The following is a 25,441-nucleotide window of genomic DNA, read 5'->3' as shown; positions in this document are numbered from 1 at the left end:
GCTGGGTCGCGGACCGGTGTGCCCTCCCAAGGGACGAGTCCGTTGGGGGCGGTGCACGTGTGTCTGTGACGTCACTCCGGCGGCATCTCAGAGTTCCACATCAGCACCCCGCCAGGAATCGCAGACACCCATATAACCCACATCCGCTCGAATCGTGACGCAGGCAGGGGCAGCCGGCCGCCCCTGCCTGCTTCCATGTGGTTACATGTCGCACATCACGTTGCTATGACAGGACTCTTGACGCGCAGGGCGAGACGGGCCTGCTGTTGCTCGTCAGCGTATTGTTAGCGCGCAATGGCAGCTGGTACCGGCATGATCATCCGTTCCCGACGATCGCCCTCCGGATACTAAGGGCGAGGGATCCCCACAGTGCGGTCGGCCGGGCAACCGGCCGGCCGCACGCCTTTGCCAGCGGTTACACCTCCCGGCGCAACACCTTAACTTCCCAGGGTCGAAGACCCAAACCTTCATCGGGAGGGTAGTTCCCCAAAACCGGGACCGCCTCCGACCAGGCAGAAATCCCGACGTCGGCCGTCTGGGCCGTTCCCGAAAAGTTGCCTAGCACCAGCATCTCGGCGTCCGGCAGCGAGCGCCGGAAGGCGTAGACGTGCTCGTCGTCGGGCAGCAGCATCGTGAAATCCCCGTAAGCCACCACCGGGTCAGTGTGGCGCAGCGCTATGACCCGGCGGTAGAAGTTGTAGACGGATTCCGGATCATCCACCTGCGCTGCGGCGTTGATGGTGTTTGCGTTGGGGTTCACGGCGATCCACGGCGCGCCCGTGGTGAAGCCGCCGTGTCTGGTGGCGTCCCACTGCACAGGGGTGCGGGCATTGTCCCGGTTGAGCGGCGCGAGGGCAGCCAGAACTTCAGCGTCGGTGTGGCCAAGATGGGTGGTGGCTTCCCGGTGGTGGTTGAGGACCTCGATGTCCCGGTAGTCGCTGATGGCGCCGAAGGCCATGTTGGTCATGCCCAGCTCTTCACCCTGGTAGACGTACGGTGTGCCGCGGTGCAGGTGGAGTACGGCGGCGAGCATTTTGGCTGACAGTTCACGGTACCCGCCGTCGTCGCCGAAGCGGGAAACAGCCCGGGCCTGGTCGTGGTTGCCCCAGTAGAGGCTGTTCCAGCCCCGTTCCCCCAGGGCATCCTGCCAGCGGCCCAGCGATTTCTTGAGGTCGGTCAGCAGGAGCTTCTTGGGCCGCCACTTGTTGCCGCCCTCTTGGTCCAGGGCCACGTGCTCGAACTGGAACACCATGTCCACTTCTTCGCGTTCCGGATCTGTGAACAACAGGGCGTCCTCCACAGTGACGCCGGGCATTTCCCCCACGGTGAGCAGGTCCTTGTCCCTGCCCGCGAAGACCTCCTGGTGCATTTCTTGGAGGAACTCGTGGATCCGTGGACCGGAAATGTAGTGCGGGCCGCCGTCGCCGTACAGCATGCCGTCCGCCTTGGGCCCCTCCGGCAGGGCCGGATCCTTGGAGATGAAGTTGATGACGTCCATCCGGAAGCCGTCCACGCCGCGGTCCAGCCACCAGTTCATCATGTCGTAGACGGCGGCCCGGACTTCCGGGTTTTCCCAGTTCAGGTCCGGCTGCTTCTTTGAGAACAGGTGCAGGTAGTACTCTCCGCTCGCGGCGTCGTATTCCCACGCCGGTCCTGAGAAGGCGGAGCCCCAGTTGTTTGGCTCGGCGCCGGGCGTACCTGGTTCCGCCCCCGCCCGGGGCGGCCGCCACCAGTACCAGTCGCGTCTCGGATTGTCCCGGGAGGAGCGGGACTCCACGAACCACGGGTGTTCGTCCGAGGTGTGGTTCACCACGAGGTCCATCACCAGCTTCATGCCGCGGGCATGCAGGCCGGTGAGGAGCTCGTCGAGCGTGGCAAGGTCCCCGAACACCGGATCGATGTCCTGGTAGTCGCTGATGTCGTAGCCGTTATCATCCTGCGGTGAACGGTAGACCGGCGAGAGCCAGACGACGTCCACGCCCAGGTTGTGCAGGTAGTCCAGCCGACCGATGATCCCGCGCAGGTCGCCCACGCCGTCGCCGTCGGAATCGGCGAAACTGCGCGGGTAAATCTGGTAGACCACGGCACTCTTGAACCACTCCCGCCCGGTATGGAGGCCCGCTTCTGGCTGGGTTTCCTGGCTGGTCATCCGGTTCCTCCTGGTACTCGCACGGCATGCAGGCTCAGTGAACGCCATTCTTTCGCCGCCCGCAAGGCCTTCCGGTACCGGAATTGCCGGAATCTTGAAGAAATCCACGGGCCAAGCCTGCGGGCGCCACCACGGAATGTACGAAATGAAAACAAGCCTCCGGGCTTCCGGCGTCGCCCTGGCTTACACCGGCCTCGGTGCCGGCACAGGCCTTCTGGCCGCCGTCGGCGTCACCCTGATAGGTGTGGCCCTGCCGGCCCTCGTCCAACGGGACGGCAAGGTCCGCCCCTGACAATCACCCACAGCCGTCGAGCCGCGGCTAGACTGGACAGATGCCGAATGTTGGGGGGGCCGGTGTCTAGAGGTATCTGCCTCGTCATCGAGGATGACGAGGACATTGCCGGACTGATTTCGTTCGTCCTGTCCAAGGGCGGTTTCGAAGTGCACGTGGCCGGGACCGGGGCGGAGGGCCTCGAAGCGGCCGCCGTGCTGAATCCGGCCCTGATCACCCTGGACCTGGGACTTCCCGACATCGATGGCCTCGACGTCGCGCACGGGCTCCGGCAAATGACTGTCGCGCCGATCCTCATGCTGACTGCCCGTGCCCGGCTCAGCGACGAAATGGACGGGCTGTCCGCAGGCGCGTCCGCCTATCTGGTCAAGCCGTTCCGCCCCAGCGAATTGACGATCCTCGCCGACCGGCTCTGCCCCGCCCGGCTATAGCCGCCCGCTCAGCCCCGCACCTGCCCAACCTCAAGAATTCCTTTGGTTTGCCGCAGTACCTGCGCAGGCTTGGGCACTATGGGTCAAAGACCCTATTTGTTACGCGTTGGCCTCTGGTACTCATTGTCTGGGGAGTATTTTCTGCCCACCCTGCGGACCGGCTGAACCCTGGAGCAGGGCGGCCATTTCACGATGCTGGGGAGTTTTTGTGGGTAAGAATCGTAGTTTGCAGTTTGCCGTGGCAGGTCTTGTCCTGTCACTGGCCGTGTTGTTCGGCATCGCCGTTCCCGCAGAGGCAGCCAGCCACCCCGGGATCACGTTGAGTGCTTCAGCGGGTCCGGCCGGTTCGTCCGTCACCGTGAACGGCACGGGCTTCGCCCGCAAGGTCTCCGGGACGCTGGCGGCCGGATCGTCCAGCGTTCCGTTCTCCGCCAAAGCCAATGGATCCTTCACCGCCGCAGTGACGATCCCCCTCACCGCTGAGGCGACGGTTATCGTTACGGCCGAAGGAGGACCGGACTCGGCGTCCGCGCCCTACACCGTCACTTACAGCCCCGCCTCGATCAGCACCGGTCCAGGGGTCGCTACCGCCCCGATCATGATGGCGGCCCGGGCAAAGCCGGCACCGGTAACGGCCACCCCGCCGGTCAGCTCCGCCCGGCTGCGCTTCGGTGTTTCGACGCCGGGCGGCCCGCTGGCCGCCAGCGAACTGGACGCCGTATCCACACTCGTCAACGAGAGCCCGTCCGTCGTGATGTGGTACTCCGACTTCGCCCAGCCGGCCCCCATCACTGAGCTGAACGCTGTCAACGCACGCGGCGCCACGAGCCTGGTCACCTGGGAGCCGTGGCTCTGGACCGGGAACGGTGCCGACCAGCCGGCCTACGCCCTGGACCGCATCACCGCCGGAGACTTCGATACGTACATCAAGCAGTGGGGCACCGCCCTGGCCTCCTGGGGCAAGCCCGTCATGCTCAGGTTCGGCCACGAAATGAACGGCAACTGGTACCCCTGGGCCGAGTCCGCCAACGGCAACCAGGCCGGGGACTACGCCGCCGCGTGGCGGCACGTGCACGACGTCGTGGCCGCCACCGGGGCTACCAACGTGCAGTGGGTCTGGAGCCCCAATGTTCCCTACTGGGGTTCAACACCCCTCGCCGGCCTTTACCCCGGAGCCGGCTATGTCGACGTCGTTGCCCTGGACGGCTACAACTGGGGAACCGCCGCATCATGGAGCTCCTGGACATCGCCGTCGGCCCTGCTCGATGAAGGCCTGACAGCGCTTCGCAGCCTGGCACCCGGCAAGCCGATCATCATCGCCGAGACCGCCTCAGCAGAAGCCGGGGGCTCCAAGGCGAACTGGAACACCGCCCTCGTGTCCTATCTTGCCGCGCAGACAGACATCACGGCGTTCGTCTGGTTCAACCACAACAAGGAAGTCGACTGGCGGATCAACAGCTCCACCACCTCAACAAGCGCCCTCACCGCTGCACTGGCCGCCAGACGGTCATAACCCGGGCCGGGAGTGGAGGGCTGTGTTCGGCACCGCCCTGGTGGCCGTGGAGAGGCCTACTTCGCACGCCGCCGGAGCGCCTGCTGCTGCAGATGGTCCAGCCGACCGCGAAGTTGATCGCCGAAAATTTCCCGCAAGATGACCCGGTTTTCGACCGTTGTCGCCCGGACGGTCACGCACCCGGCGTCACCTGACTGGGTCGCAGCGACCCGGGCAAGGTTCCATGCTGTCTGCACCAGCTGGGGGTCCTGCCGGAATTTACTTGGCACCGTGAAGTCATCGAACACATCGGCAACGTCGACGACATTCGGGTTCATGGCTACTCCTGGGACTAGTGCTAAACCGGACAATCCGATCGTCTCCATCCCAGTAGGGGACCATCAGTCACACCAGATTACGATGCCCCACATTCCACAATCTACTGATCCGGGCATATTCGAGTAGTCCCTGTGGCTTAGGTATCGGGCCTGCTCAAACCACGTACCGACTACTCGTGTCCGACCCGCGGAGCCTTTTCCTTATGGCTTCACCTACCCAGTTGACATCAGGGACCCCGGATCTTTCCTGGCAATGACTTCGCTGGAGGCATTCCGGACGCGGCGCCAAAAGAGTAAAGTGATCGGCACCCCTCGTGTCCCAGGACACTTGGGACCGGACCGGCATCAAGCGAATGCGTGAACCCGTGATTACAGTCCCGCGAAGACATGCGCACGACCTCTGGCAATCAGCCCCGGCGCCGCCGCCGTCAGTGCCTGGCTGCCGTCAATGCGGCACTGATGCCTACCTGGAAATCACGGGTTATGTGCCTGCCTCCTATGCCCTGGACAGGGAAAGCCTGCTGCCACCCGTGGTCAGCTATACCTGCGGGCACTGCGGCAATCACTACGCCCACAGGGCCCCGGAGGACTGGGCGCCTCCAGGCTGGCAGTGGTACGCCTGAAGTCGTCACCGGGTACGGATGCCCGCCTTTTCCGCGCCGGTGGGCACGGGCGCCAGCGGGGTGCCGGCCATCGATGTGATCAGGGCAGACATGGCTTCGACGGCGTCATTATTGGGGAGCCCGTTGTCGTGGCAAAGCGACCGCCACGTCCAGAAGGAAACAGCATGGCCGACGACGGCGTGCAGTCTGTCGGTCCTGGCCGGCTCGGGGAACGGTTCGACCAGAACGCTGCGGAAATAAGTGTCGCGGGCTTCGAGGTTCTTGCGGTGTTCTGCCGGCAACACGTCCCAGTCCCCATAGATCCGTGTCAGCATGGCCTCCCCCTCGCGGTAGAAACGATAAAGGTCAGATAATCCGGCGTTCAGGCGTTCCAAGGCATCTGAATGCCGCGCCCACGCGGCAGGGTCCGGCAGCTGCTGCTGGGAGAGCCAGTGCGAGGAGCAGGCGGAGAACAGTGCTGCGTCGTCGGGAAAGTGCCGGTAGACCGTCAAACGGGTGACACCCGCCTGCTCGGCGACGCCGGCTATTGTCGTGCGGGCCGGGCCAACGGAACCGTGCAGAGCCACAGCTGCATTCACGATGCGCTGCCGAGTGCTGTTCATCTGCTCGCCGCGTTTGCCCATCTCGTAGCGGCGGCTATTGGATGAGCGGCTGTGTTCACTCAAAGTATTGACACCGGTCCTTCGCGGTTGGACAATTTCGATATACACCAGTGTATATCGAAATTGGGAAGGATGGCGTCTCATGGACAGTGAAGAGGCCCCGCGGCTGACAGTCGTGCCACCGGGGCAGGGGAGGGAAGGCCGCCTGGGAAGTATCGGGGTTGTCTTCAAACTCTTCGGCGAGCACACCAACGAACAGATCTCGATTGTGGAGCACCCGTTCCCCGTCGGGGCCCTGGTTCCCCCGCACACGCATACCCGCGAGGACGAGTACTCGATCGTCATTGAAGGCGAGATCGGATTCAGGTCCGGCGAACGCGAGGCGGTGCTCGGCGCCGGCGGCTACATCACGAAACCGCGGGGGGAACTGCACACGATGTGGAACGCCGGGAAAGTCCCCGCGCGGATGATTGAAGTGATCAGCCCTGCCGGGTTTGAGCATTTCTTCTGGGGATTGGCTGACCACTTTGAAGCGGGACCGCCCGATCCTGAGGTCATCGGCAGACTGGCCGCCGAATACGGGCTTCAGTTCGGCGAGCCGCCCTGGCTGCCGGACCTCATCGCCCGGTACGGCCTGACACCTCCGAGGGGCTGACAGGACAGGGTCATGGGCATCGCGACTTCCTTCGAGCGGCCGAGGTCCCGTCACGGGGACGCAGCTCGGAATCCGGTGACTCCAGTAGCGGGCATGGTCGGCTCCATCCTCGTGCTGCACCTAGTCGGTTGGGGCGTTCTGGCGTTCAGCGTTGTTCCCCAGAACCTGCACATCAGCTCAACACAGGTCTTCGGCATGGGGATTGGGGCGGGTGCGTACCTGCTGGGTGTGAGGCACGCGTTCGACGTCGACCACATTGCCGCCATTGACTGCACCACCCGTAAGCTCATCGGCGAAGGTCTCAGGCCGCTATCGGTCGGCTTCTGGTTCTCGCTCGGCCACTCCAGCGTCGTCTTCGGACTGTGCGCGCTGCTGGCGGCCGGAGCACACTACCTGGGAAGCATGGTCGGTGAGAACGCCTCGCCGTTGCGGGAAGCCCTGGGATTAGCAGGCACCGCCATCTCAGGAGTATTCCTCTGCATCCTGGCCGTCCTTAATGTGGCCCTCCTGGTCCGCGCCGCGAAAGAATTCCGGAGGATCCGGGATAGCCAACAGACGGACCCCACGGGCGGACCCGCGACCGGCATGATGGCCCGCATCCTGCAGCCTGTGATGCGGAGCATTACGCGGCCCTGGCAGATGTATCTGGTCGGGCTGCTTTTCGGTCTCGGGTTCGATACCGCCACGGAAGTCACTCTGCTGGTCGTTGCCGGAAGCGCGGCAGCAATTGCGCTTCCCTGGTACGCGGTCCTCATCCTGCCCATCCTCTTCGCTGCCGGGATGAGCCTGCCCGACACCTTAGACGGGTGGATCATGAATGTCGCATACGGCCGGACGTTCTCACGACCGGACCGAAGGCTGCGGTACAACATCGCGCTCACGGGCTTCTCTGCAGCCGTCGCCCTGGGCATCGGGACAGCCGAACTGACGTCCTTGATCAATGCGTACGCCGGCACCGACGGGCGTGGGGCCACGATCGGGAGCATTGGCCCGACCGGACTGGGCTACGCACTGGTTGGCCTGTTCGTACTAGCCTGGCTTATGGCCGTCTGCACCGGTACCGACGAACTCGAAGCACACACTGAACAGGCGCTCTCCCTCCCAAAGAACCACCGGTAGCATTATTTTGCTAAGTATGCTTATGATTGTTTCGACGGGCCGGATCGAACGGCCGCCAACCAGAGGAGGAACACCATGGGACTCGGCGACAAAATCGAAAACGCTGCAGAAAAGGCCGGCGGTAAGGGCAAGGAAGCCACCGGAGAGGCCACGGGCGATGACCGCCTGAAGGCGGAAGGCCAGGCCGATCAGACCAAGGGCGACCTGAAGCAGGCCGGCGAGAAGGTCAAGGACGCTTTCAAGAAGGACTGACCTGATCACCAACAGAGGGTGCATCTCCACGGAGGTGCACCCTCTCTGTTGTGCCGGGCCTGTTGTGCCGGGCATGTTGTGCCGGGCCTGCTCCAACTACCCGGACCACGCCCGTGGAGCAACATTGCGGGGAGCAGGCCCCGTCAATACCGGCTATTTTTCGTCCGGACCCAGATCCGGCGCCGGCACGAAGTGAACAGCTCGCGTGGTGCTGCCGTGCAGCTCCAGGATGGCCAACTCATTGGTTCCCGGCCTCAGCAGCGGGCCCGGAACATAAAGGGTCCTCTGCGGACCCCGGCTCCAGTACCTGCCAAGGTTGAAGCCGTTAACGAATGCATTGCCCTTGGTCCAGCCGTCCAGCCGGAGGTAGCGGTCCCCCGGGCCCTCGGCCTCAAAGTCGGCGAAAGAAACAGAAGGACCGGCCACGCCGCCCTCGCCGTGAATCGGACTGCTCGCCGTCCGCAGCGCGCCCAGGTCGCCGAAATCCAAAGGACGGATATCCCACTGAAGGATTTCCGCGCCATTGAGCTTTACCGGGGCCATCAGGCCCTTAAACTCGCCGATCCGCTTGCCGTAGTTGACCCGCCCTTGGTCTTCGACCAGGACCTCGAGGCGACCAGCGGAAGGCACGGCAATGGCCCGCTCCCCCAGCTCCCGGCTGAGCACGCCCACCGGACGGCCGTCCAGGAAGAACTGTGCGCGGTCACGCACCTCACCCACAGTCAGGACGCCACGCTCTGACAATTCGGTCGAGTAGAGGGTGAAGCCGCGGTAGTGCCCCGCGTCTTCGGTGGTGGGAGCAGATCCCTCCACCCGGCTAGCCTCGCCCAGCAGGAAGAGCGAATCCAGCAGGGGTGTCGCGCTGGTTACCGTCACGGTTGCCGCTGGTGCCTCCTGGCGCCTGGCGGGCGTTTCCGCTGGCACTTCGAAGTACTTGGCGATCACATCCCGAAAGGCAAAGTATTTGTCCGTGGGGAACCCGTCCTCCGTCAGCGGTGCGTCGTAGTCGTAGGAGGTGATGGTGGGTTCGTAGATGCCTTTATCATTGGCGCCGTTGGTGAATCCGAAGTTTGTGCCGCCATGGAACATGTAGACGTTCACCGACGCCCCGGCCGCCAGCAGTGCGTCAAGTTCAGCGGCGGACGCTGCGGCATCGGTGGTGTGGTGGTGTGTCCCCCAGTTGTCGAACCAGCCGTTCCAGAACTCCGCACACATCAGTGGACCGGTGGGCTGGTGCTCGCGCAGGAACGCCAGCCGCTCCGTAGCCCGTGAACCGAATGTTCCTGTCTTGTGAAGCTCCGGAAGCGAGCCGTCCTCGATCATGGTGCCGAACGGCTGGTCACACGAGAAGAGCGGAACCTCAACCCCTGCCCGCTTCACAAGGTCCACGAGATGCTGCAGGTACGCCTTGTCCTTGCCGTAGGCGCCGTACTCGTTCTCGATCTGCAGCATGATGACGGGTCCGCCGCGGGTGACCTGCCGCTCCGCGACGCTGGGCAGCACCGCTTGGAAGAAGCTGTCGACGGCGGCAAGGTAGCCAGGCTCGCTGCTCCGGATTCCCACACTGGGATCGCTGAAGAGCCACGCAGGCAATCCCCCGTTGTCCCACTCCGCGCAGATGAAGGGGCCCGGCCGCACGATGGCCTTCATGCCTTCAGCCGCAACGAGGTCCAGGAACCGGCCCAGGTCCAGCTGGCCGTCACCGATATACGTGCCCGGGCTCGGGCAGTGTTCGTTCCAGGGGACGTACGTCTCGATGGTGTTCAGGCCCATCAGCCGGGCTTTGTGGATCCGGTCTTCCCACAGGTCGGGGTGGACCCGGAAATAGTGGATGGCACCGGACAGTATCCGGAACGGTTCACCGTCCAGCAGGAAGTCTTGCTGGCCGATCTCAAAAGATTTCACTGTGGTTTTCTCCCCCGCATAATTCACTACTTATTTCAACCATTAGAATAACTGTCTGGAAACGGGAACGGAAGAGGGCATTGCAGGATCTATTCCGCGCCGGCCGTCTGGTTTGCCGGAAGGCCGGCACGCTTTCTGGCTGCGATGCGTGCACCCGGACCCCGGCTTGGAACCCCCACCTGTTCCAGGAATCCCTCCAGCGCGAGGGTGGCCATGCCCAGCGTCACCGCATTTCCGACGACGGCAGACAGTCCCACCCGGACGGCTTCGCCCGCGCTGGGCAGCACTTCCTGGGGCAGGTACTTTTGGGCTACCTGAAGCAGCTCCGGACCGATACTCGCGGCCGTCCAGCCGAGGACGCTCACGTGGTCCGGGTTGATGAAGTTGATCAGGTTTCCGAGCGCCGCCGCGAAGTAGCGTCCGGTGACTTCGAGTAGCTCCACACAGTCCGGGTCGCCGTCGGCCAATCCCTTGGCCACATCTGAAACAAACTCACGCTGCCGGTCACTGGTGAGGAGATCGTGGCCGGCGTTGACCTCGGCCATGGTCTGCTGCAGCCCTGGCACCCCGAGGTAGGCCTCCACGCAGCCGTGGCGGCCGCAGCGGCACAGGCGGCCGCCGAAAACAAGAGTGGTATGGCCCCATTCACCGGCGGTGTTGCTGGCGCCGCGGACCAGCTCCCCGTCGATGGCCAGGCCCGCGCCCACACCCGTGCCAAGGTTGACCGTGGCCACGTTGTTCACGAGCCGGCCCGCCCCGAACCAGAGTTCGGAGATGGCGATGGCGCGCAGCGGGTTGTCCACGTCCACCGGGAGGCCGATCGCGTCGGACAGGAGCGCCTGGATATGCACTTCGTGCCAGTCCCAGTTGGGGGCGAAGACCGAGACTCCCCGCTGCGGGTCAACCTGCCCGGGAAGGCTGACGCCGGCGCGGAGGAGCCTTTCGCGGGAGATGCCGGCCGCAGCGACAGCTTCGTCGAGAACGCCGGCAACCCTGCGGACCAGGGCAGCGGGCTCGTTTTCTTCAATGGCCAGTCCGCTTTCGGCCTTGCCGATCACCCCGAGTGACAGGTCATAGATGTCGACGTGGATGTAGGTTTCCGCGATGTCGACGCCAACCAGTGCCCCGCGTTCCGGTGAGATCTTCAGACGGGTCACCGGCCGCCCTCCGCCGGAATCTTCCCGGCCGGCTTCCACCAGCACCCCCACCTCGATCAGTTCCCCCACGATGTTGGAAATGGTGGCGAAGCTCAGGCCGGTAGTGGCGGCCAGCTCCTGGCGGGTAGCCGTACGGAGCGAATAGAGCCCGCGGAGCAGGGCGAAGCGGCTTTCGTTGCGGATGTCCTTGGACGTTCTCTTCGGCATGGTCTGCTTCTACGTTCCGTCAGTGTCAGCTGTGCGCAGGTTCGCACAGCAGGGTTTCTAGCCTGCCCGCCGTCATCCCGCGGTTTTCCAGCAACAGCGTGAGCCTGGCCTGCGATTTCATCATAGGCGCGGGGAGCCAGATCACACCCGGGTTACCGCCGCTCATCGACGGATTCGCGGCATCATCGTCGCGGCCGGGCATCAGGCGGCCCAACCTGGTTCCGTCCAGCCAGGCGCTGATGGTCAGGCCCGGGCCGGAGGCCCTGAGAAAGTAGCCGCGGCCGTTCTCAAGCTCCGCCAGATCCGGGATGAGCCAGTATGCCTCCCCTGCGGGGATTTCCAGGGGAACCCGGACTGGCCCTTCCGCAGGACGTGCTGCAGTTGCAGCAGCCCTGGAGAGCGCATCGAGCTCCTCCTGGGGCAAGGCCTGGACGGCCCAGTCCCGAAGCGGAACGCCGGAGAGGAGCGTGACGGCGCCAGGCCCGTTGGACGGATCGTGCGGAAAGGTCACATCAATGTCCCAGCCTTCAGCCTCACGCGGCAGCCGCAGGTATGGGTTCTCGGGGGCAACCACGGCCGGGGCTAGATTCCCGACACACACCGAAATGGGCGACGTCAGGCCGGCAAAATGCAGATAGCTGTCCTCCTCCGGAGAAGGTGCCGAAAGAGTCTTCCGGTACCCGATGCCCACCCCGAGCCGCGAGCTGCTCCAGCCGCCGAACCCGCGGAGGGCCCTGCCGGGCTCCGCCCATTGGCCGCCGCCGTGGACATGCCAGAGACTGGAGACATCAGCAGAGCCGGTCACCGCCATGACCGCTCCCGTGCCGCGGAGGGCGCCAAGGGAAAGGGCTGGGAGCCGGGTGTCGTCGAAGTTGGAGTGGCCCCAGATCTCGACGTCGGCTGTGAGGTCACCACCGTCCCCTGCCGGGAGTCCGACGACGGCGGCCGCACCGAACGGTGTCAGGGTGTCGAGGGGGACCGGTTCCCCAGCTGCGGTCCGGAACGACAGCGACAGGATGTCCGCGGCTCCATCGACCAGGAGCTGCGTGCAACCGGCTGGCACAGCGGCCCGGTATCTGCCCCGGCCGGCGTACACGCCGAGCGCTTCCAGGGGCGGCGCTTCCGGGTGCTGGGTTGCCGGAATGCCCGCGAAGAGTCCGGCGGGTTCCGCAGAGAAACGGGAAAGCACGACGGCGGCGGCATCGGTTCCGCCTCGACGCTCCTGGTGCTCTTTCTCCGCTGCAAGGCCATTCGACTGCATCGACCACGCAAGCCGGACGCCGTCGTCGAACACGACCTCACCGGGACCTGACTGCAGCTCGGCGACCAGCAGGTTATCGCGGAAGTCCGCCTGCCCGGACCGGATGGCCAGCATCTTGTCGGAGGCAACCATCAGCACAGCGCCGGGGGTGTCGGCGAATTTCAGCTCGAGCCCGGATGGAGTACGCGTGACCGCGACCAGTTCCGCCGTCGCAAGTTCCAAAACTGCGGGCACCCCCCACTCCTCCAGCGGCAGGCCCGCCAACAACAGCGGGCACTTGCCCGGCGGCACCGTGACAGCAGCGAAGGCCCCGCCGTCGGTCTTGAGCTGAAGGATCCCGGCCTGTCCGCTGAGGTTCGGCAGACCGGCGAGGTAGCCGCCACCGGACAGGGCAAGCACGGGGCGTACCGTGGAGGTGGCGAAATCGGGCACCTGCTCCAGCGGCGCGTCCAGGTCCGGAAGGGCCGATGCCAGCCGGGCCCCCAGGGCATCGATAACCCCGGCGAGCCGGCGGCCCTCGAAGTACTCTGGGCGCCTGGCTCCGTCCGGGGACACATAGCCGCCGAAGTCGTAGCTGTGGGTCATGAAGTTTCCGGGGTCGCCCCAGTTGCCGATGGAGGGATTCAGCCAGAAGTTCCAGCCGGAACTTTGCAGGTAAGGGGCGATGAGCCGGGCGCCCGCGAGCAGCTCGCGCCGGAGCGTGAGGTGCAGCCGGTTGGTCTCGGTCACCAGCAAGGGGAGGCCACGGGCGGCCAGTTCGCGCTGGTACGCAAGTACCTCTGCCTCGATGTCCGGTGACGAATCATCCGGATAGAAATTGGCCGCGGGAACCACGCCCGGCACTCCGCCGGTTGCCCCGGACAGATCCCCTTGGCCTGCGCAGGCAATAACCGGCACGCTGATGCCGGCCCTGGAAACGGCATCAGACAGAGCCTGCATATAACCGGGCCGGTCCAGGCAATCAAAGAAGTCGAGTTCATTCTCGATCTGCAGCAGGATAATGCTGCCGCCCCCGCCGTGCTGGCGCTCCGCGAGGATCGGCAGCACCGTCCGGTACCACGCTGTTGCCTGCTCAAGGAACCGCGGTTCGTTCTGCCGGACCCTAAGCTCCGGGTCCAGTCCCAGCCAGGCCGGCAGCCCGCCGCCGTCCACCTCTGAACAGATGTACGGCCCTGGACGGGCCATGACGTGCAACCCTTCGGCGGCCGCGAGGTCCAGGAACAGCGCCACGTCACGGGGGCCTGAAAAATCATAGACTCCGGGCCGCGTTTCGTGGAAATTCCAGGGAATGTAGACATCCACGGCATGGTAGCCAGAGTCGCGGACCTGCTTCAGGCGGTCCTGCCATTGCTCCGGGGGGAGGCGGAAGTAGAACAGCGAGGAGCACAGCAGGAGCCGGGCTTCGCCGTCGATGACCAGCCTGCCGGCGTCGAGCGAAACAGAACCGCCTGAAGGGAATGCCATGGCTACTTAACACCCGCGCTTCCGGTGGAGAGGTTCATTTCGTACATGTACTTTTGGCCGAAGTAGTAAATGATGATCATCGGCAGCGAGAGGAATACGGTGCCCACCATCACCAGGTTCCACGGCGGCGTCTGCAGCTCCTGGCTGGTGCTGGTCAGCAGCTGCACGCCTAGCGCAAGGGGCATTTTGGTGTCCTCGTTGAGGTAGATCAGGGGGCCCATGAAGTCGCCCCAGGTCCAGGTGAGGGTGAAGATGGCAATGGCGATCAGCACCGGCGTCATCATGGGCAGGACGATCCTCCGGAAGATCCCGAAGTAGCCCAGCCCGTCAACCATCGCGGCCTCGTCCATTTCGAGCGGCAGCCGTGTCACGAACTGCCGGATCAGGAAGATGTTGTACGCGTTGCCGAAGAAGTTGGGGATGATCAGCGGCAGGAACGTGTTGATCCAGCCGAGCTCCTTGAACAGGATGAACTGCGGAATCATGGTGATCTGAGCGGGGATCATCATGGTGGCCAGCACGATCATGAAGGTGATGTTCTTGCCCCTGGCCCGCAGCCGGGCGAAGGCGTAGCCCACGAGGGCCGAGGAGAACACTTGCCCCACGGCCGAGAGCACCGAAATGATGACGGAGTTCAGGACGAAGTTGCCCACGGGCTGCTGCGTCTGGAAGATCCGGACGAAATTGTCCCAGCGGAATTCCGTAGGAATCAGGGAAAAGCTTCCCGTGCTGACTGTCTGGTCGCTGCTGAGCGCGATGGAGACCACAAAGACCAGGGGCGCGAAGAAAATGGAGGATGCGATCAGCAGGCCCGCATAGGTGAAGGCGGTGCTCTTGTAGACCTTGAGTTCGGCCATCAGTTCTTGACCTCAGTTTCGTAGAAGACCCATTTGCGTGACGTGACGAAGGCGACGACGGTCAGCGCCATGACGATGAGGAACAGGAGCCAGGAGATCGCCGAGGCATAGCCCATGTGGTAGTTCCTGAACGCCTCGCTGAAGAGCAGTGGAACCACCATCTGGCTGGCATTATCCGGACCGCCCTGGGTGAGGATGTACACCTGGGCAAAGACCTGGAAGGCCCCGATGATGCCCATGATGAGGTTGAAGAAAATGATAGGCGTCAGCTGCGGGAACGTGATGCTCCAGAACTGCCGAACCGACGATGCGCCGTCGATCTCGGCGGCCTCATAGAACTCCTGCGGGATGCCTTTCATGCCCGCCAGGAGCAGGACCGTGGCCCCGCCGGCCTGCCACAGCGAGAGCAGGATGATGGCGGGCTTCACCCATTCCGAGTCGAAGAGCCACGCCGGACCGTCGATTCCAAACACCGCCAGGACCCGGTTGAGGGGGCCTGCATCCGGGGCCAGGATCATCTGGAAGATCAGGGCTACGGCGACGATAGGTACCAGGTGCGGCAGGTAGACGAGGGTGCGGAAGATTTTACGTGCCCGCATCTTCTTGTTCAGCAGCGCCGCGAGCCAGAGCGCGATCGCCATGCCTAGCGGGACTGAGAAGAAGGCGAAATAGAACGTGTTCCACAGCGACTTATGGAACACTTCATCCTCAGTGAGCAGCCGGACGTAGTTGGCGACGCCCACCCAGTTGGGATCCGTGAAGGAATCCCAGTCCGTGAACGAGAGGTAAACGGAGGCAAGCATGGGCCCGAGGAGGAAGACCACAAACCCGATGATCCACGGGGAGATAAAGAGCCAGAAGAACCTGGCCTCCTTGCGCCGCATGGAGCTGGGCCTTGCCTTGAGTTTGGGCGGGATCGCCCCCTGTTTCGGCTCTGCAGCCGGAACAGGGGTTTTCTGCTGAAGGGTTGTCATGACAGGTCCCGGGCGTCCTAGGCCTTGACGATGGAGTCGAGGCGCTTCTGGAGGTCATCGGTGGTGGTCTTCGCGTCGGACTTGCCGAGCCAGAAGTCGGCCATGGCGTCCGTGATGGCCTTCTGCATTTCATTCCACTCAGGAATGAACGGCGGCTTGAAGATCGACGGCGTCGAATCCGGGAACACCTGCATGTTCACGTCACCCTTGAGCCAGGACGGCTTAAGGAAGTCCTGGCTTTTCTGCAGGTCCTGGCGTGCGGGCACATCCTGGCCCAGCTGGAGGATGGGCTGCTGGCCCTCGGCCGAGGTCATGAACTGGATGATCTTGAAGGCATCAGCCGGGTTCTTGCTGCTGCGGGATACGGCGAGGCCGGAACCGAAGGCCGAAATTGCCTTTTCCTTGCCGCGCCAGACGGGGGCGACGTCCCAGGTGATCTTGTCCTGCTTGGCCAGGCTTCCGATGTTCCAGAAACCCGTGCTGTTCATCATGACCTTGCCGGACGCAAAGGCAGCGTCGCCGCCCACGCCCGCTCCCATGTTGGCGTAGTCAACCTTGGACGGCACCACCTTGTGCTTGAAGATCAGGTCCTGGCAGAACTGCAGGGCCTCGACGACCTCGGGGGTGTTCACCGAGGGCTTGCCGCTGGAGGCATCAATGACCTGGCCGCCGTTCTGGTACGCGAAGGACATCCAGATGGGCCACCATTCTGTGCCGCCAAAGCCGAAGACGCCGTCGCCGGTCAGTTCCTTGGCAGTGGACAGAAGATCGTCCCACGTCCAATCCGCGGTGGGGGCCTTGAGGCCCTTCTTCTCGAACTCGCCTTTGTTGTAGTAGAGGATCATGGCGCCCGCGCGGTCCGGCACAGCGTACGTCTTGTCCTTGTACTTCCAGTTTTCGGCGACGGGCCCGAAGGTGGCGGACAGATCCAGCGAGGCCTTGGAGATGTAGTCGTCCAGCGGCAGGAGCTGGTTCTTGGAGCTGTACGCGTTGGCGTCTTCGGCGACCTGCATGATGTCCGGTCCCGTGCCGCCGGAGATCATGGTCTGGACCTTCTGCGCGTAATCCTTGTTGGGAATGATCTGCAGGGTGATGTTGTAGTCCGGGTACTTTGCCTTAGCAAGGTCCAGCCGTGCCTGATAGGCAGCTTTGTCGGGGTCGCCGCCCCACACGGTCATCACAAAGTCCTTGGCACCTGAGGAGGATGAGGCGCTGTTCGAACCGCCGCAGGCGGTCAGGGTAATGATGCCGACGGCGGTGGCGCCGAGTCCTGCCAGGACGTTACGGCGGGAGACGTTGGTTTCCAGAAGCTTCATTGCATTCCCTTCAAATGGCCGGCAGTCATTGCCGACGACGATTTTCACCGAAGCTGGATGCTGGACCACGGAGTTCGAACGGCCCGGCTCGCGCTTACGCTATTGCTTATTCTAAGCCTTGTCAATAGTGGCGTGTGATTCGCAGCACACCGCCAAACGAGTGAAATTTCAATCCCATAACAGCGAAATACCCGGCGTGTCGTGGCCAGCATTGGAAGGGATCACCCCGCGACAAAACGGGGTTAGAGCCTCCCGGGGACGCCAGAAGCCCCTCTCCCCGGCCGTTGGGAGTGTATGTTCCTCATATGTCTGAATCGATCGCCAACCCGGCGCCGGCGCAGCAGGCCGGCCGAAGACGCGGCCCGTCGCTTGGCGATGTCGCCCGTCATGCCGGCGTCTCCACGCAGACGGTCTCGCGGGTGGCGAACGGCCTCACGAACGTCGAGGTGACCACGCGCGATCGGGTCCTCGCATCCATGCAGGCACTCGGCTACCGGCCCAACCGCGCCGCCCGGGCCCTGCGCTCGGGCACCTTCCGCAATCTCGGCGTCGTGATGTTCACGCTCTCTTCATACGGCAACATGCGCACTCTGGACGCGATCGCCGTCTCAGCCGCGGCCGCCGGCTACTCGATCACTCTCGTTCCGGTGGAACATCCCACGCAGCAGGATGTCAGCATCGCCTTCTCGCGCCTCCTGGAGCAGGCCGTCGACGGCATCATCATCGTCATCGAGGCGCACATCGTCGACCGATCGGATGTGGAACTGCCGCCGGGGGTGTCGGTGGTCGTGATTGACTCCACCGAACGCTCAGACTACCCACAGGTCGACACCGACCAGGCCGAGGGCGCCCGGCAGGCGACAGAGCACCTGCTGGCGCTCGGCCACCGGACCGTGTGGCACATCTCCGGGCCCGCTGAGTCGTACTCCGCCGGGCGCCGCGAACAAGCATGGCGGCGGACTCTCGAAGAGGCAGGCGCAGCGGTTCCAGAGGTCCTCCACGGGGACTGGTCGACCGCCGCGGGATTCGCGCACGGCCGCGACATTGCGACCCGCCCCGAGATCACAGCGGTGTTCGCCGCCAACGATCAGATGGCTCTCGGCGTGTTGCGCGCGCTGCACGAGGCCGGCCGTCGAGTACCCGAGGATGTGAGTGTGGTCGGCTTCGACGACATGGCCGAATCGGACTCGTTCTGGCCGCCGCTCACCACTATCCACCAGGAATTCGAAGCCATCGGGCGCCGCGCGGTCGCCCTGCTGATTGCCGAGATCGAGGGCCGCCCGGAGCCGGTCCGGTCCTCCCTGATGCCCACCCGGCTGGTGGTCCGCGCCAGCAGCGCGGCGCCTCCAGCGGCGGCCGCGAACATCCTGTGACTGAGCCCGCCCCAGGCTGGGTCTCTTGACACGGCCCGCGGTGGATGGAAACATCGCTGCCACGGCTCGGGCGGCCTGCCGCGACCGCCGTGCATCCCCCAACACGATCGACGAGGATCACATGTCAGGAAAAATGTTCACGTCAACATGGCCCGCGAAGCATCGCAACCGAGTGCTCGCCGCGGCCCTGACGGCCGCCTTCGCGCTGATCGGAATCGGCGCAGGCGCATCAGCCCTCGCCGACCCGGGCGGCGGCCTGCACGGGCCCGCGACCTCTGAGTTCAAGGGTGTGAACTGGGCGGATCCACGCGACAACTACGCGAGCGACGCGGTGGTCCCCAGCGGGCTGCAGGCTACGGACAGCTACCAGCAGGTCTACGCGTTCGCCCGCCAGACGCTTAGTGGCTTCAGCCACAACCTCGGAGCGAACACCGTGCGGCTCCCGATCAATCCGGCGAGTGTCGGAACGCCGTGGTGGAATTCGTACCGCGGGGCGATAGACGCCGCTACCGACTCCGGTTTCAAGGTCATCCTCAGCTATTGGGAGGCGGACACGAGCAAGGACGGACTCGTCGACGACGTTCCGGCCTGGAACACGATGTGGAACACCGTCGTCGCCGACTATCAGCACACCCCGAACGTGTACTTCGAGCCGATGAACGAACCGCACGGCTACACCCTCGACCAGTGGGTGGGCGTCACCTCGCAGTGGATCGCCGACCACCAGCAGCTTCCGCGCAACAGGATCGTGATCAGCGGAACCGGGTACAACGACAACGTCGTCGGCGTCGGAGACGCCCCGCAGCTGAAGGGCACGCTCCTCTCCCTGCACTTCTACGGATTCTGGGGGTCCGCCACCACCGAGGCCGACTGGACCCAAAACCTCGCCGCCCGCATCGGCACATATACGAACCGCACGATCATCGACGAAGCGGGCTCCCCGATGACCATCGGGCTCAACTACGGTGCCCACAACGGCAACGTCTACACCTCGTACTTCGCCGCGGTGACGAACTTCGCTCGCCAGCACGACATGGGCATCGTTTACTGGCCGGGGCTCCGGTCAGGCGACTCGTACTCCATCGAGTCACTCCAGCCCGACGGCACCCTCACCGATAACAGCGAGTCCGGTGTCGCGCAGCTGAAGTGGGGCTACGGGTACGGCGATGTGGAGCCGGTTAACAGCCTCCCCGCTGCCCCGCCCGGGCAGAGCATCGTAGGGCTCGCTTCAGGACGCTGCGTCGACGTTCCCGGTTTCAGCACCACGCCCGGAACGGCACTCGACCTATGGGACTGCAACGGTGGAGGCAACCAGTCCTGGAACCCCAATGCCAAGGGTGAGCTAACGATCTACGGCGACCTGTGCATGCAGGCCGGGACCGACGGCGCCACGGTGTCCGCGGGTCAGCGCGTCATCATCGCCGACTGCACGGGTGCATCCGTGCAGCACTGGACCGTCAACTCCGGCGGGAGCATCACCCCTGCGGCCGCTCCCGGGCTGTGCCTGGACGCATCCGGAGCCGGAACAGGCAACGGTACGGCAGTGGACCTCTGGTACTGCAACGGAGCACCGAACCAGAGCTGGTCGCTGAAGTAGCACGGGGCTGCGATCTGTCATCGGTGCGGGCAGCGTGGTCACCCGCGCTGTCCGCACCATCTCAGATGAAGACCTGACCACGCGCGCGGCCACGAGCGTCTAGGTCGTGGCTGAAGTTGGGGTCCAGCTCCACAGCGAGCCTCCCTTCTGCATCTGTGAACAGCCGCACGCGCTCCACATCGGCCCGCACTCCTTGGCCGCCAAATCCGACCACGGCCGCATAGAGGCCATCCGTCGCCGGGCCTGACGTCCCCACCCATGGGACAACCAGCCCCCTCCCCATGGGCTGCCGCTCCTCACGCACAAGGCTCCCCGCGTCGTCGAGCGCTTCCCCCACACCCGCCAGCGGCACCACCACGCTGGTCAGGTCCGACGCCGGATCCAGCGGCCAGCCGCCGATCCTCAGGCGGGCTGGCGGGCATCCGGCCGTGCCGCGGAGCCGAACCAGGCGGATCTCCACCCCGCCTTGCGTGAATGACGTGACAGTCACATCCGGCCCCGGCGTCACGGCTCCGGGCACTCCGCTTCCGTGGTCCGGTCCCGTCGTTTCGGGGGCATCGATCCAGTTCATCGGGCCGCCCGAGGATCCCTTCAGCCCATCTCCGGACGCCGTGAGGCCATGCGTCTCAAAGCCCGTCCGGTGGGTGAGGCGGCCGGCGCTGTCCACCAGTACGACGGCGTTATCCACAGACTCGGAGGCGAGGTCGGGGAAGCTATGGGTGGAGTATCCCAGCCGCGCATAAAGCGCCGCGTCCGCAAGCCGGTCCCCCGGGCGGGCATGGTCGGTGCCGTGGTTGGTGATCCGCACGATGCCGTCCGCCTGCGTGCCGTTGACCTGCCAGCCCGGCGCCACAATAAGCCTGCGCGTATCACCGAGCTCCACCGGCAACGGCTCCTCCACCGCCGTCCACACCCGATGGCCGGCAGGCAAGGCCAACCCAAGCATTCCCTTGGCCGCCCAGTAGGGCGAGCCAGCCCCGGAGTAGGACTGCTTCATCCCACTGAATTCCCTGTGCCAGCCGATCGAAAGCAGTCCGTCCCCGTCGATGGCCCCGTTGCGGGCGAAGTAATCCAGCATCCCGGACGCGGCCCGCCGGCTGGTCCCTGGCGAGAGCCGGGTATGCCCGGAGAGCTCCCCCACCCAGAACGGCGCGGCGGCGGCGAAACGGTAGATCAGGCTGCGTCCCTGGATGAGAGGCGAGCCGTTCGCACCTACCAGGTGCACGGCGTCGTCGAGGTAGTCGGCCAGCCGGTCACCGTCCAGCGTGCCGCGGGCCAGTACACGGGGATCGCCGGGCGCCATCATCGCCCACAGCTGCGGGTACACGTGGAAGGCCCAGCCCACGTAATGGTCGTACGCGCGTTCGGGACCGTCAGCGAACCAGCCATGGCCCCGGTACAGGGAATCATGGACTGCGAGCCCGGCCTCAATGTCCTCAGCAGAAGACCTGCCGCCCACACTGGCGAGGAAGGTCTCCACCACAATCTGGAACCACACCCAGTTGATGGGCGGGTAGTCTTCCCCGATCACGGTCTCGAACCAGGCGATGAGCTGGCCCTGCACCCGTTCCGGCAGCTTGTCCCACAGCTGGTCCCGCGTGAGCGCCAGGCCCACGGCCAGTGACGCCGCTTCCACTTTGGCCTGCCCCAGTTCCCCAGGGGTGGGCCAGCGCTCCGGCGAGCGCGGGTCCGTCCCGGCATCCAGGCCCTTCGCGTACCAGTCTGCGAGCCAGCCGGTGCCGGCCGGGTCGCCCGCCATCCGGAAGGAGGCCATGAGGAAGGTGCGCGCGAAGGCTTCCAGGGAATCGCTGCGGGGGCCATAGGCGCTGTTGGCTCCGGGCAGGTGGATGTTGGCGTGGTCCGCCGTGGCGTATCGGTGGGCGGAACGCAGCAGGTAGTCGGCGTAGCCGCACCAGTGTTCCCGGGTGAGGCCGGTGTGGGGCGAAAGCTCCCGGTTTTCGGCAGGCAGGTCCAGTGGTGGAACAGTCATCAACGTGGGTCCTCTACGGTTTCGGTATCAGGTGGTGGAGGCCAGGCCGGCGTCGGCCGCGGCCCTCGGGCTGCCCAGGGAGGATTCGCGGACAATGAGGTCCGGATTCAGCTGGATCCTGTGCACCGGGCGCTTCCGGCCCTCCGCGAGCCGGGCGGTCACCAGTTGCACGGCAACCCGCCCCACGTATTGTTTGGGCGGCCGGACCGCTGAGATGGCGGGCTCGGCAAGGTAAGCCACTTCGTCGTCGTACCCCACCACGGCCATGCTGCCGGGCACGTCCACGCCGCGGTCCACGCAGTGCTGGACAAAGGCCACGGCCTGGGTATCTGAATGCACCAGCATGGCACTAGTCCCGGTGTCCCGGCACATTTCCAGGACGCGGTCAAAGTGCGCGGTTCGCTCACCGGCCGGAACCCTGGCCGAATCTTCGCTGACGGACTCTTCCTCCGGGATCCGCAGGGCTGCGATGGCCTGGCGCCAGCCGCGGACCACGTGCGAGCTGGTGGGGCTGGACGAATCGGTCAGGCAGCCGATCTTGCGGTGCCCTTCCTGCCACAAATGGCGGATGGCCATACCGGCTCCGAAGGCATGGTCCGTGGCCACCCACTCCAGCCGGTGGGCCGGGATGTCAGCAGGCGACCGCCGCTCTGCCAGGATCACCGGGATGGGCAGGGCGTTGAGCCAGCGCAGCAGTTCATGACCGGCCTCCCCCCTCATGTCCGGGGCCACGATCAGGCCGTCGATGTTCTGGGTATCGAGCAGCGCCTGGACCTGGCGCCGGTTGTCCGCAGCATCGTAGCTGGAGCCGCGGACCACGATCCGGGCCTGCTGGTCCTCCGCCTCCGCCCGGGCACCGCTGATCACCTGGGGCCAGTAGTAATCCAGAGACGGGACCACCATCCCGATCGCGTACCGGTTCGCCTGGTGCCGGGACAAGGACGCCGAGCGGTCCAGTGGGCTGGGCAGGGTGGCGCCTCCGTGCACCCGGGACACCAGGCCCGCGTCTGCCAGGATGTTGACGTCCCGGCGGATGGTCAGCTCACTGACGCCAAGCTCTGCCGCCAGGCCGCGGACGGTTACCGAACCATGAGCGCGCAGTTGTTCCATCAGCCGCTCGCGTCGTTGCAACGAAAAGAGGGATCTCGCAGCCGGTTCCGGGGACTTTTCAGGACTCATCGGTTGCCTCCACTGTCAGGGTAAACGCGCCGGCGGAGCGCATGGTCTGCGGCATCCGGAACCGGAGCCGGGTCAGTTTGCGGCCCCAGACCTCGCTGAGGAGGGGATCGTCCAGGAGCCATTCGTCCACGTGGACGACGGCGGCAGCCGGGTCCCAGCCCAGTAGGGCTCCTCGGCCGCCGGCGGCGTCGGGGATGCCCTCCGGACGGACGGTGGCCGTCCCTTCCTCGCTTAGGTCCACGGTGCCGGAAAGCACGTAGTGGATGTCGACGTCGGGCGTCCTGCCTTCCACCTCAGCAGTTCCGGCCTCGGCTCCTGGGGACGGAAGGTTCCAGCGGTCCTCGATCAGCACCCGTGACGTTCCCGGGGCGACCCCGGCCGCCGGGACGGCAGCTTTTTCCAGCGAGGCGGACCGGGTCCAGCTCGCGGCCGAGCCGAGGCCGTAGGCGCCGCCCAGCGCAAGGACCAGCCGCGGGTCCTCAGAAGTCGGAACGTGCTGCACGGCCGCAGCGAACTCCGGCCCGGTGCCCTGTTCCAGTCCGAACGGGGCGGGAACGCTGTGCCACGAGCTCTGCATAGCCCTGATTCCGTACCTGCCCGGGCCGAACGTCTGCGCAGTGTATGTGGGCTGGCCAGCGTCGGCGAGGAGCGGGACACCGTCCACGGCCACTACCACCGAACCGACGTCGCGGTGGTTGTGGTGTTCGCCGTTATGCCCGCCCTTGGCGGCCAGGACCAGGCCGACAGTACTGCCGGGGTTTTCGCGGGCCAGCATGATCTGCACGGATTCCAGGTAGCTGAAGCCTGCCAGCGGCGGCGTAACCTGCACTTCGTTGTGCGGGTCCTGAGATGGAGGTCTGTCCAGAAGCGCATGCAGGGTCCGGCCCAGCCCGCTTTCGACTGTGGGTTCAGCTGACTGGAAGGCGGTTGCGTGCCGTACGGCGTCCCGGTCCCCCAGGCGTTCGCCCCACCGCCGGACCAGGTCCCAGGGCAGACCTGTCCAGGCCAGGGCCGGACCATCTGCGACATTCAGGTACCACCGGTGGCCCAGGTGCATGCGGTGCGGGAAGGCCACGAGTTCGCGGACCACGGGGATGTCGCCGTCGAGCGTTCCCGCAGTAGCCTCCTCCAGCAGGGCGAACGCCTCGAGGGCCCGTCCGGCACCGTTCCACCAGTATGCAAAGCCCTCGTCGATTGCGCCGTCTGCCGGAAGTGAGGCAAAGAAGCGGTCCAGCCCTTCAATGGCCAGGGCCACCGTCTCTGCCTGGAGTTCGGGATCATCCACCAGGACCACGGCAGCGGCAATGACGTTCGAGTGGATCCAGGGATTCCAGTTGTGGACGTCGCCGTCCAGGCCCAGCCAGTGCCAGTCATCTCGTTCAAGGAACGGGCGGACCACACGCTCCAGGACCTCGTCCCGGATGCGGCGGCGCAAACCCGGTGCCCGCCGGTCCAGCTGCCGGCCGAGGACAAGGTCCAGCCACGCCAACTGCGCCGCCACCTCGCCGGCTCCAAGATCCAGGTACGGCGCTGACCGATCCGGGACCACATCTCCCCTGCGCGCGAAGGTGTCCTCATGGGCGGCCCAGCACCACGAGCTCTGCTCGCACAACAGGTAGGCGCCGTCAATGACCTCGTCCAGCCATTCCTCCCGGAGCTCGCTGACGCCAGGATTACGTCTCCGGGACAGGCAGGCCATGACCACGGCCCGGGTCAGCCGCTGCTGGCGGGAGGCCACCAGTCCTTCATAGGCAGTGCGGTTCCCGTCACGGAAGTACCGGGCGTAGTGCGAAACCAGCGGCTGCGGCCAGGGAGTGCCGCGTTCGGCTTCAGCCCCGCGCTCCAAGGAAGCGAGCGTGGCAGCGCCGGCCGCGGGCCAACCGCCCTGGGCTGCCGCCAGGTGGACCTTGAGGCGCTCCCGGCTCCCCTTCAGGGTCAGGAGCAGCGCGCCCTTCCCGGTTCCGCCCCGCCAAGCCGCCGCAAGGGGGCCCCGGAAGGCGCCGCGGGGTGAGCGGATGCTTTCCCGCGATGCCAGGTTCACTTGGGCCGCGCTCATCTGGGCCGGCATCTGCTCCACCTTTTCTCTTCCTCAACCATTGTTCGAGTTTGAACGTTTCAGATCGAGTCCGTTTGACCTGATTGATTTCTTGTGAGTATGAGTATGTACTCTTTCCCAGACGTGACGCAAGACATGGAACGGCCGGGCAT

Annotated in this window: 21 protein-coding genes; 9 read left to right on the top strand and 12 right to left on the bottom strand. The window is 65.2% G+C overall.

Annotated features, from left to right (window positions below; translation table 11 throughout):
- Window positions 1–415: 415 nt before the first annotated feature.
- Complete coding sequence (locus J7E83_RS15860; RefSeq protein WP_214964064.1) at window positions 416–2,149, bottom strand: alpha-glucosidase; 1,734 nt, start codon at window positions 2,147–2,149, stop codon at window positions 416–418.
- A gap of 145 nt (window positions 2,150–2,294) precedes the next feature.
- On the opposite strand from J7E83_RS15860, the gene J7E83_RS15855 reads away from it, so the two are divergent.
- The 3 genes from J7E83_RS15855 (at window position 2,295) to J7E83_RS15845 (ending at window position 4,385) form a co-directional block, all read left to right on the top strand.
- Window positions 2,295–2,441, top strand: a complete 147-nt coding sequence (locus J7E83_RS15855; protein ID WP_214964061.1) for a hypothetical protein — start codon at window positions 2,295–2,297, stop codon at window positions 2,439–2,441.
- Between the two features lie 62 nt (window positions 2,442–2,503).
- The gene (locus J7E83_RS15850; RefSeq protein WP_311379733.1) at window positions 2,504–2,872 is read left to right on the top strand and encodes a response regulator; all 369 of its coding nucleotides are present in this window, start codon (window positions 2,504–2,506) and stop codon (window positions 2,870–2,872) included.
- 226 nt (window positions 2,873–3,098) lie between these two features.
- On the top strand, window positions 3,099–4,385 hold the full coding sequence (locus J7E83_RS15845; protein WP_251043930.1) for a glycosyl hydrolase: 1,287 nt from the start codon (window positions 3,099–3,101) through the stop codon (window positions 4,383–4,385).
- Between the two features lie 56 nt (window positions 4,386–4,441).
- Here J7E83_RS15845 and J7E83_RS15840 read toward each other — a convergent pair whose 3' ends face one another.
- On the bottom strand, window positions 4,442–4,702 hold the full coding sequence (locus tag J7E83_RS15840) for a hypothetical protein (protein ID WP_214964052.1): 261 nt from the start codon (window positions 4,700–4,702) through the stop codon (window positions 4,442–4,444).
- A 314-nt stretch (window positions 4,703–5,016) separates the two neighbouring features.
- Here J7E83_RS15840 and J7E83_RS15835 point away from each other — a divergent pair, with 314 nt between their 5' ends.
- Window positions 5,017–5,325 (top strand): hypothetical protein, encoded by a 309-nt coding sequence (locus J7E83_RS15835; protein ID WP_214964050.1) that lies wholly within the window; start codon window positions 5,017–5,019, stop codon window positions 5,323–5,325.
- A 5-nt stretch (window positions 5,326–5,330) separates the two neighbouring features.
- Here the strand turns inward: J7E83_RS15835 and J7E83_RS15830 are convergent, their stop codons facing one another.
- Window positions 5,331–5,990 (bottom strand): TetR/AcrR family transcriptional regulator, encoded by a 660-nt coding sequence (locus J7E83_RS15830; protein ID WP_214964047.1) that lies wholly within the window; start codon window positions 5,988–5,990, stop codon window positions 5,331–5,333.
- A gap of 79 nt (window positions 5,991–6,069) precedes the next feature.
- Here J7E83_RS15830 and J7E83_RS15825 point away from each other — a divergent pair, with 79 nt between their 5' ends.
- The 3 genes from J7E83_RS15825 (at window position 6,070) to J7E83_RS15815 (ending at window position 7,953) form a co-directional block, all read left to right on the top strand.
- A complete protein-coding gene (locus J7E83_RS15825) occupies window positions 6,070–6,582 on the top strand; it encodes a cupin domain-containing protein (protein ID WP_214964045.1) in 513 nt (170 codons plus the stop codon).
- A gap of 12 nt (window positions 6,583–6,594) precedes the next feature.
- Window positions 6,595–7,701: a HoxN/HupN/NixA family nickel/cobalt transporter gene (locus J7E83_RS15820; RefSeq protein ID WP_251043929.1), complete on the top strand. Its 1,107-nt coding sequence runs from the start codon at window positions 6,595–6,597 to the stop codon at window positions 7,699–7,701.
- A 75-nt stretch (window positions 7,702–7,776) separates the two neighbouring features.
- Window positions 7,777–7,953 carry a CsbD family protein gene (locus J7E83_RS15815; protein WP_214964043.1) on the top strand — a complete coding sequence of 59 codons (177 nt, stop codon included), beginning with the start codon at window positions 7,777–7,779 and terminating at the stop codon, window positions 7,951–7,953.
- Between the two features lie 153 nt (window positions 7,954–8,106).
- Here the strand turns inward: J7E83_RS15815 and J7E83_RS15810 are convergent, their stop codons facing one another.
- The 6 genes from J7E83_RS15810 to J7E83_RS15785 all read right to left on the bottom strand — a co-directional run bounded on the left by J7E83_RS15810 (window position 8,107) and on the right by J7E83_RS15785 (window position 17,094).
- Entirely contained in the window at window positions 8,107–9,858 is a 1,752-nt protein-coding gene (locus J7E83_RS15810; protein ID WP_214964041.1) for a beta-galactosidase family protein, read from the bottom strand.
- A gap of 89 nt (window positions 9,859–9,947) precedes the next feature.
- The gene (locus J7E83_RS15805; RefSeq protein ID WP_214964039.1) at window positions 9,948–11,222 is read right to left on the bottom strand and encodes an ROK family protein; all 1,275 of its coding nucleotides are present in this window, start codon (window positions 11,220–11,222) and stop codon (window positions 9,948–9,950) included.
- Between the two features lie 25 nt (window positions 11,223–11,247).
- Window positions 11,248–13,947: a beta-galactosidase gene (locus J7E83_RS15800; RefSeq protein WP_214964038.1), complete on the bottom strand. Its 2,700-nt coding sequence runs from the start codon at window positions 13,945–13,947 to the stop codon at window positions 11,248–11,250.
- A gap of 2 nt (window positions 13,948–13,949) precedes the next feature.
- Window positions 13,950–14,804, bottom strand: a complete 855-nt coding sequence (locus tag J7E83_RS15795) for a carbohydrate ABC transporter permease (RefSeq protein ID WP_214964036.1) — start codon at window positions 14,802–14,804, stop codon at window positions 13,950–13,952.
- Window positions 14,804–15,778 (bottom strand): carbohydrate ABC transporter permease, encoded by a 975-nt coding sequence (locus J7E83_RS15790; protein ID WP_214964033.1) that lies wholly within the window; start codon window positions 15,776–15,778, stop codon window positions 14,804–14,806. Before J7E83_RS15790 ends, J7E83_RS15795 begins: the two co-directional genes overlap by 1 nt.
- A gap of 17 nt (window positions 15,779–15,795) precedes the next feature.
- Entirely contained in the window at window positions 15,796–17,094 is a 1,299-nt protein-coding gene (locus J7E83_RS15785) for a sugar ABC transporter substrate-binding protein (RefSeq protein ID WP_214964031.1), read from the bottom strand.
- 305 nt (window positions 17,095–17,399) lie between these two features.
- Here J7E83_RS15785 and J7E83_RS15780 point away from each other — a divergent pair, with 305 nt between their 5' ends.
- Window positions 17,400–18,467 carry a LacI family DNA-binding transcriptional regulator gene (locus J7E83_RS15780; protein ID WP_214964028.1) on the top strand — a complete coding sequence of 356 codons (1,068 nt, stop codon included), beginning with the start codon at window positions 17,400–17,402 and terminating at the stop codon, window positions 18,465–18,467.
- A gap of 25 nt (window positions 18,468–18,492) precedes the next feature.
- A complete protein-coding gene (locus J7E83_RS15775; protein WP_214964024.1) occupies window positions 18,493–20,064 on the top strand; it encodes a ricin-type beta-trefoil lectin domain protein in 1,572 nt (523 codons plus the stop codon).
- Between the two features lie 61 nt (window positions 20,065–20,125).
- On the opposite strand, the gene J7E83_RS15770 is transcribed toward J7E83_RS15775, so the two are convergent.
- The 3 genes from J7E83_RS15770 to J7E83_RS15760 are packed head-to-tail and all read right to left on the bottom strand — an operon-like array spanning window position 20,126 to window position 25,301.
- Window positions 20,126–22,054 carry a DUF2264 domain-containing protein gene (locus J7E83_RS15770; RefSeq protein ID WP_214964020.1) on the bottom strand — a complete coding sequence of 643 codons (1,929 nt, stop codon included), beginning with the start codon at window positions 22,052–22,054 and terminating at the stop codon, window positions 20,126–20,128.
- A gap of 27 nt (window positions 22,055–22,081) precedes the next feature.
- The gene (locus J7E83_RS15765; protein WP_214964017.1) at window positions 22,082–23,233 is read right to left on the bottom strand and encodes a substrate-binding domain-containing protein; all 1,152 of its coding nucleotides are present in this window, start codon (window positions 23,231–23,233) and stop codon (window positions 22,082–22,084) included.
- A complete protein-coding gene (locus J7E83_RS15760) occupies window positions 23,223–25,301 on the bottom strand; it encodes a heparinase II/III family protein (RefSeq protein WP_251043928.1) in 2,079 nt (692 codons plus the stop codon). Before J7E83_RS15760 ends, J7E83_RS15765 begins: the two co-directional genes overlap by 11 nt.
- Window positions 25,302–25,441 lie beyond the last annotated feature (140 nt).

Origin of the sequence: Arthrobacter sp. ISL-48 (assembly GCF_018613805.1) — a bacterium.
GTDB lineage: Bacteria > Actinomycetota > Actinomycetes > Actinomycetales > Micrococcaceae > Arthrobacter.
The sequence above is the reverse complement of the archived record's forward strand: the minus strand, read 5'-3'. Positions and strand labels throughout refer to the sequence as shown.

Excerpts from the sequence above, each read along its gene's own strand:
- J7E83_RS15805 (WP_214964039.1), bottom strand. The coding sequence starts at position 11,222 with ATGCCGAAGAGAACGTCCAAGGACATCCGCAACGAAAGCCGCTTCGCC.
- J7E83_RS15855 (WP_214964061.1), top strand. The coding sequence starts at position 2,295 with ATGAAAACAAGCCTCCGGGCTTCCGGCGTCGCCCTGGCTTACACCGGC.
- J7E83_RS15760 (WP_251043928.1), bottom strand. The coding sequence starts at position 25,301 with ATGCCGGCCCAGATGAGCGCGGCCCAAGTGAACCTGGCATCGCGGGAA.
- J7E83_RS15770 (WP_214964020.1), bottom strand. The coding sequence starts at position 22,054 with ATGACTGTTCCACCACTGGACCTGCCTGCCGAAAACCGGGAGCTTTCG.
- J7E83_RS15815 (WP_214964043.1), top strand. The coding sequence starts at position 7,777 with ATGGGACTCGGCGACAAAATCGAAAACGCTGCAGAAAAGGCCGGCGGT.
- J7E83_RS15795 (WP_214964036.1), bottom strand. The coding sequence starts at position 14,804 with ATGGCCGAACTCAAGGTCTACAAGAGCACCGCCTTCACCTATGCGGGC.
- J7E83_RS15765 (WP_214964017.1), bottom strand. The coding sequence starts at position 23,233 with ATGAGTCCTGAAAAGTCCCCGGAACCGGCTGCGAGATCCCTCTTTTCG.
- J7E83_RS15790 (WP_214964033.1), bottom strand. The coding sequence starts at position 15,778 with ATGACAACCCTTCAGCAGAAAACCCCTGTTCCGGCTGCAGAGCCGAAA.
- J7E83_RS15840 (WP_214964052.1), bottom strand. The coding sequence starts at position 4,702 with ATGAACCCGAATGTCGTCGACGTTGCCGATGTGTTCGATGACTTCACG.
- J7E83_RS15825 (WP_214964045.1), top strand. The coding sequence starts at position 6,070 with ATGGACAGTGAAGAGGCCCCGCGGCTGACAGTCGTGCCACCGGGGCAG.
- J7E83_RS15780 (WP_214964028.1), top strand. The coding sequence starts at position 17,400 with ATGTCTGAATCGATCGCCAACCCGGCGCCGGCGCAGCAGGCCGGCCGA.
- J7E83_RS15785 (WP_214964031.1), bottom strand. The coding sequence starts at position 17,094 with ATGAAGCTTCTGGAAACCAACGTCTCCCGCCGTAACGTCCTGGCAGGA.
- J7E83_RS15820 (WP_251043929.1), top strand. The coding sequence starts at position 6,595 with ATGGGCATCGCGACTTCCTTCGAGCGGCCGAGGTCCCGTCACGGGGAC.
- J7E83_RS15860 (WP_214964064.1), bottom strand. The coding sequence starts at position 2,149 with ATGACCAGCCAGGAAACCCAGCCAGAAGCGGGCCTCCATACCGGGCGG.
- J7E83_RS15800 (WP_214964038.1), bottom strand. The coding sequence starts at position 13,947 with ATGGCATTCCCTTCAGGCGGTTCTGTTTCGCTCGACGCCGGCAGGCTG.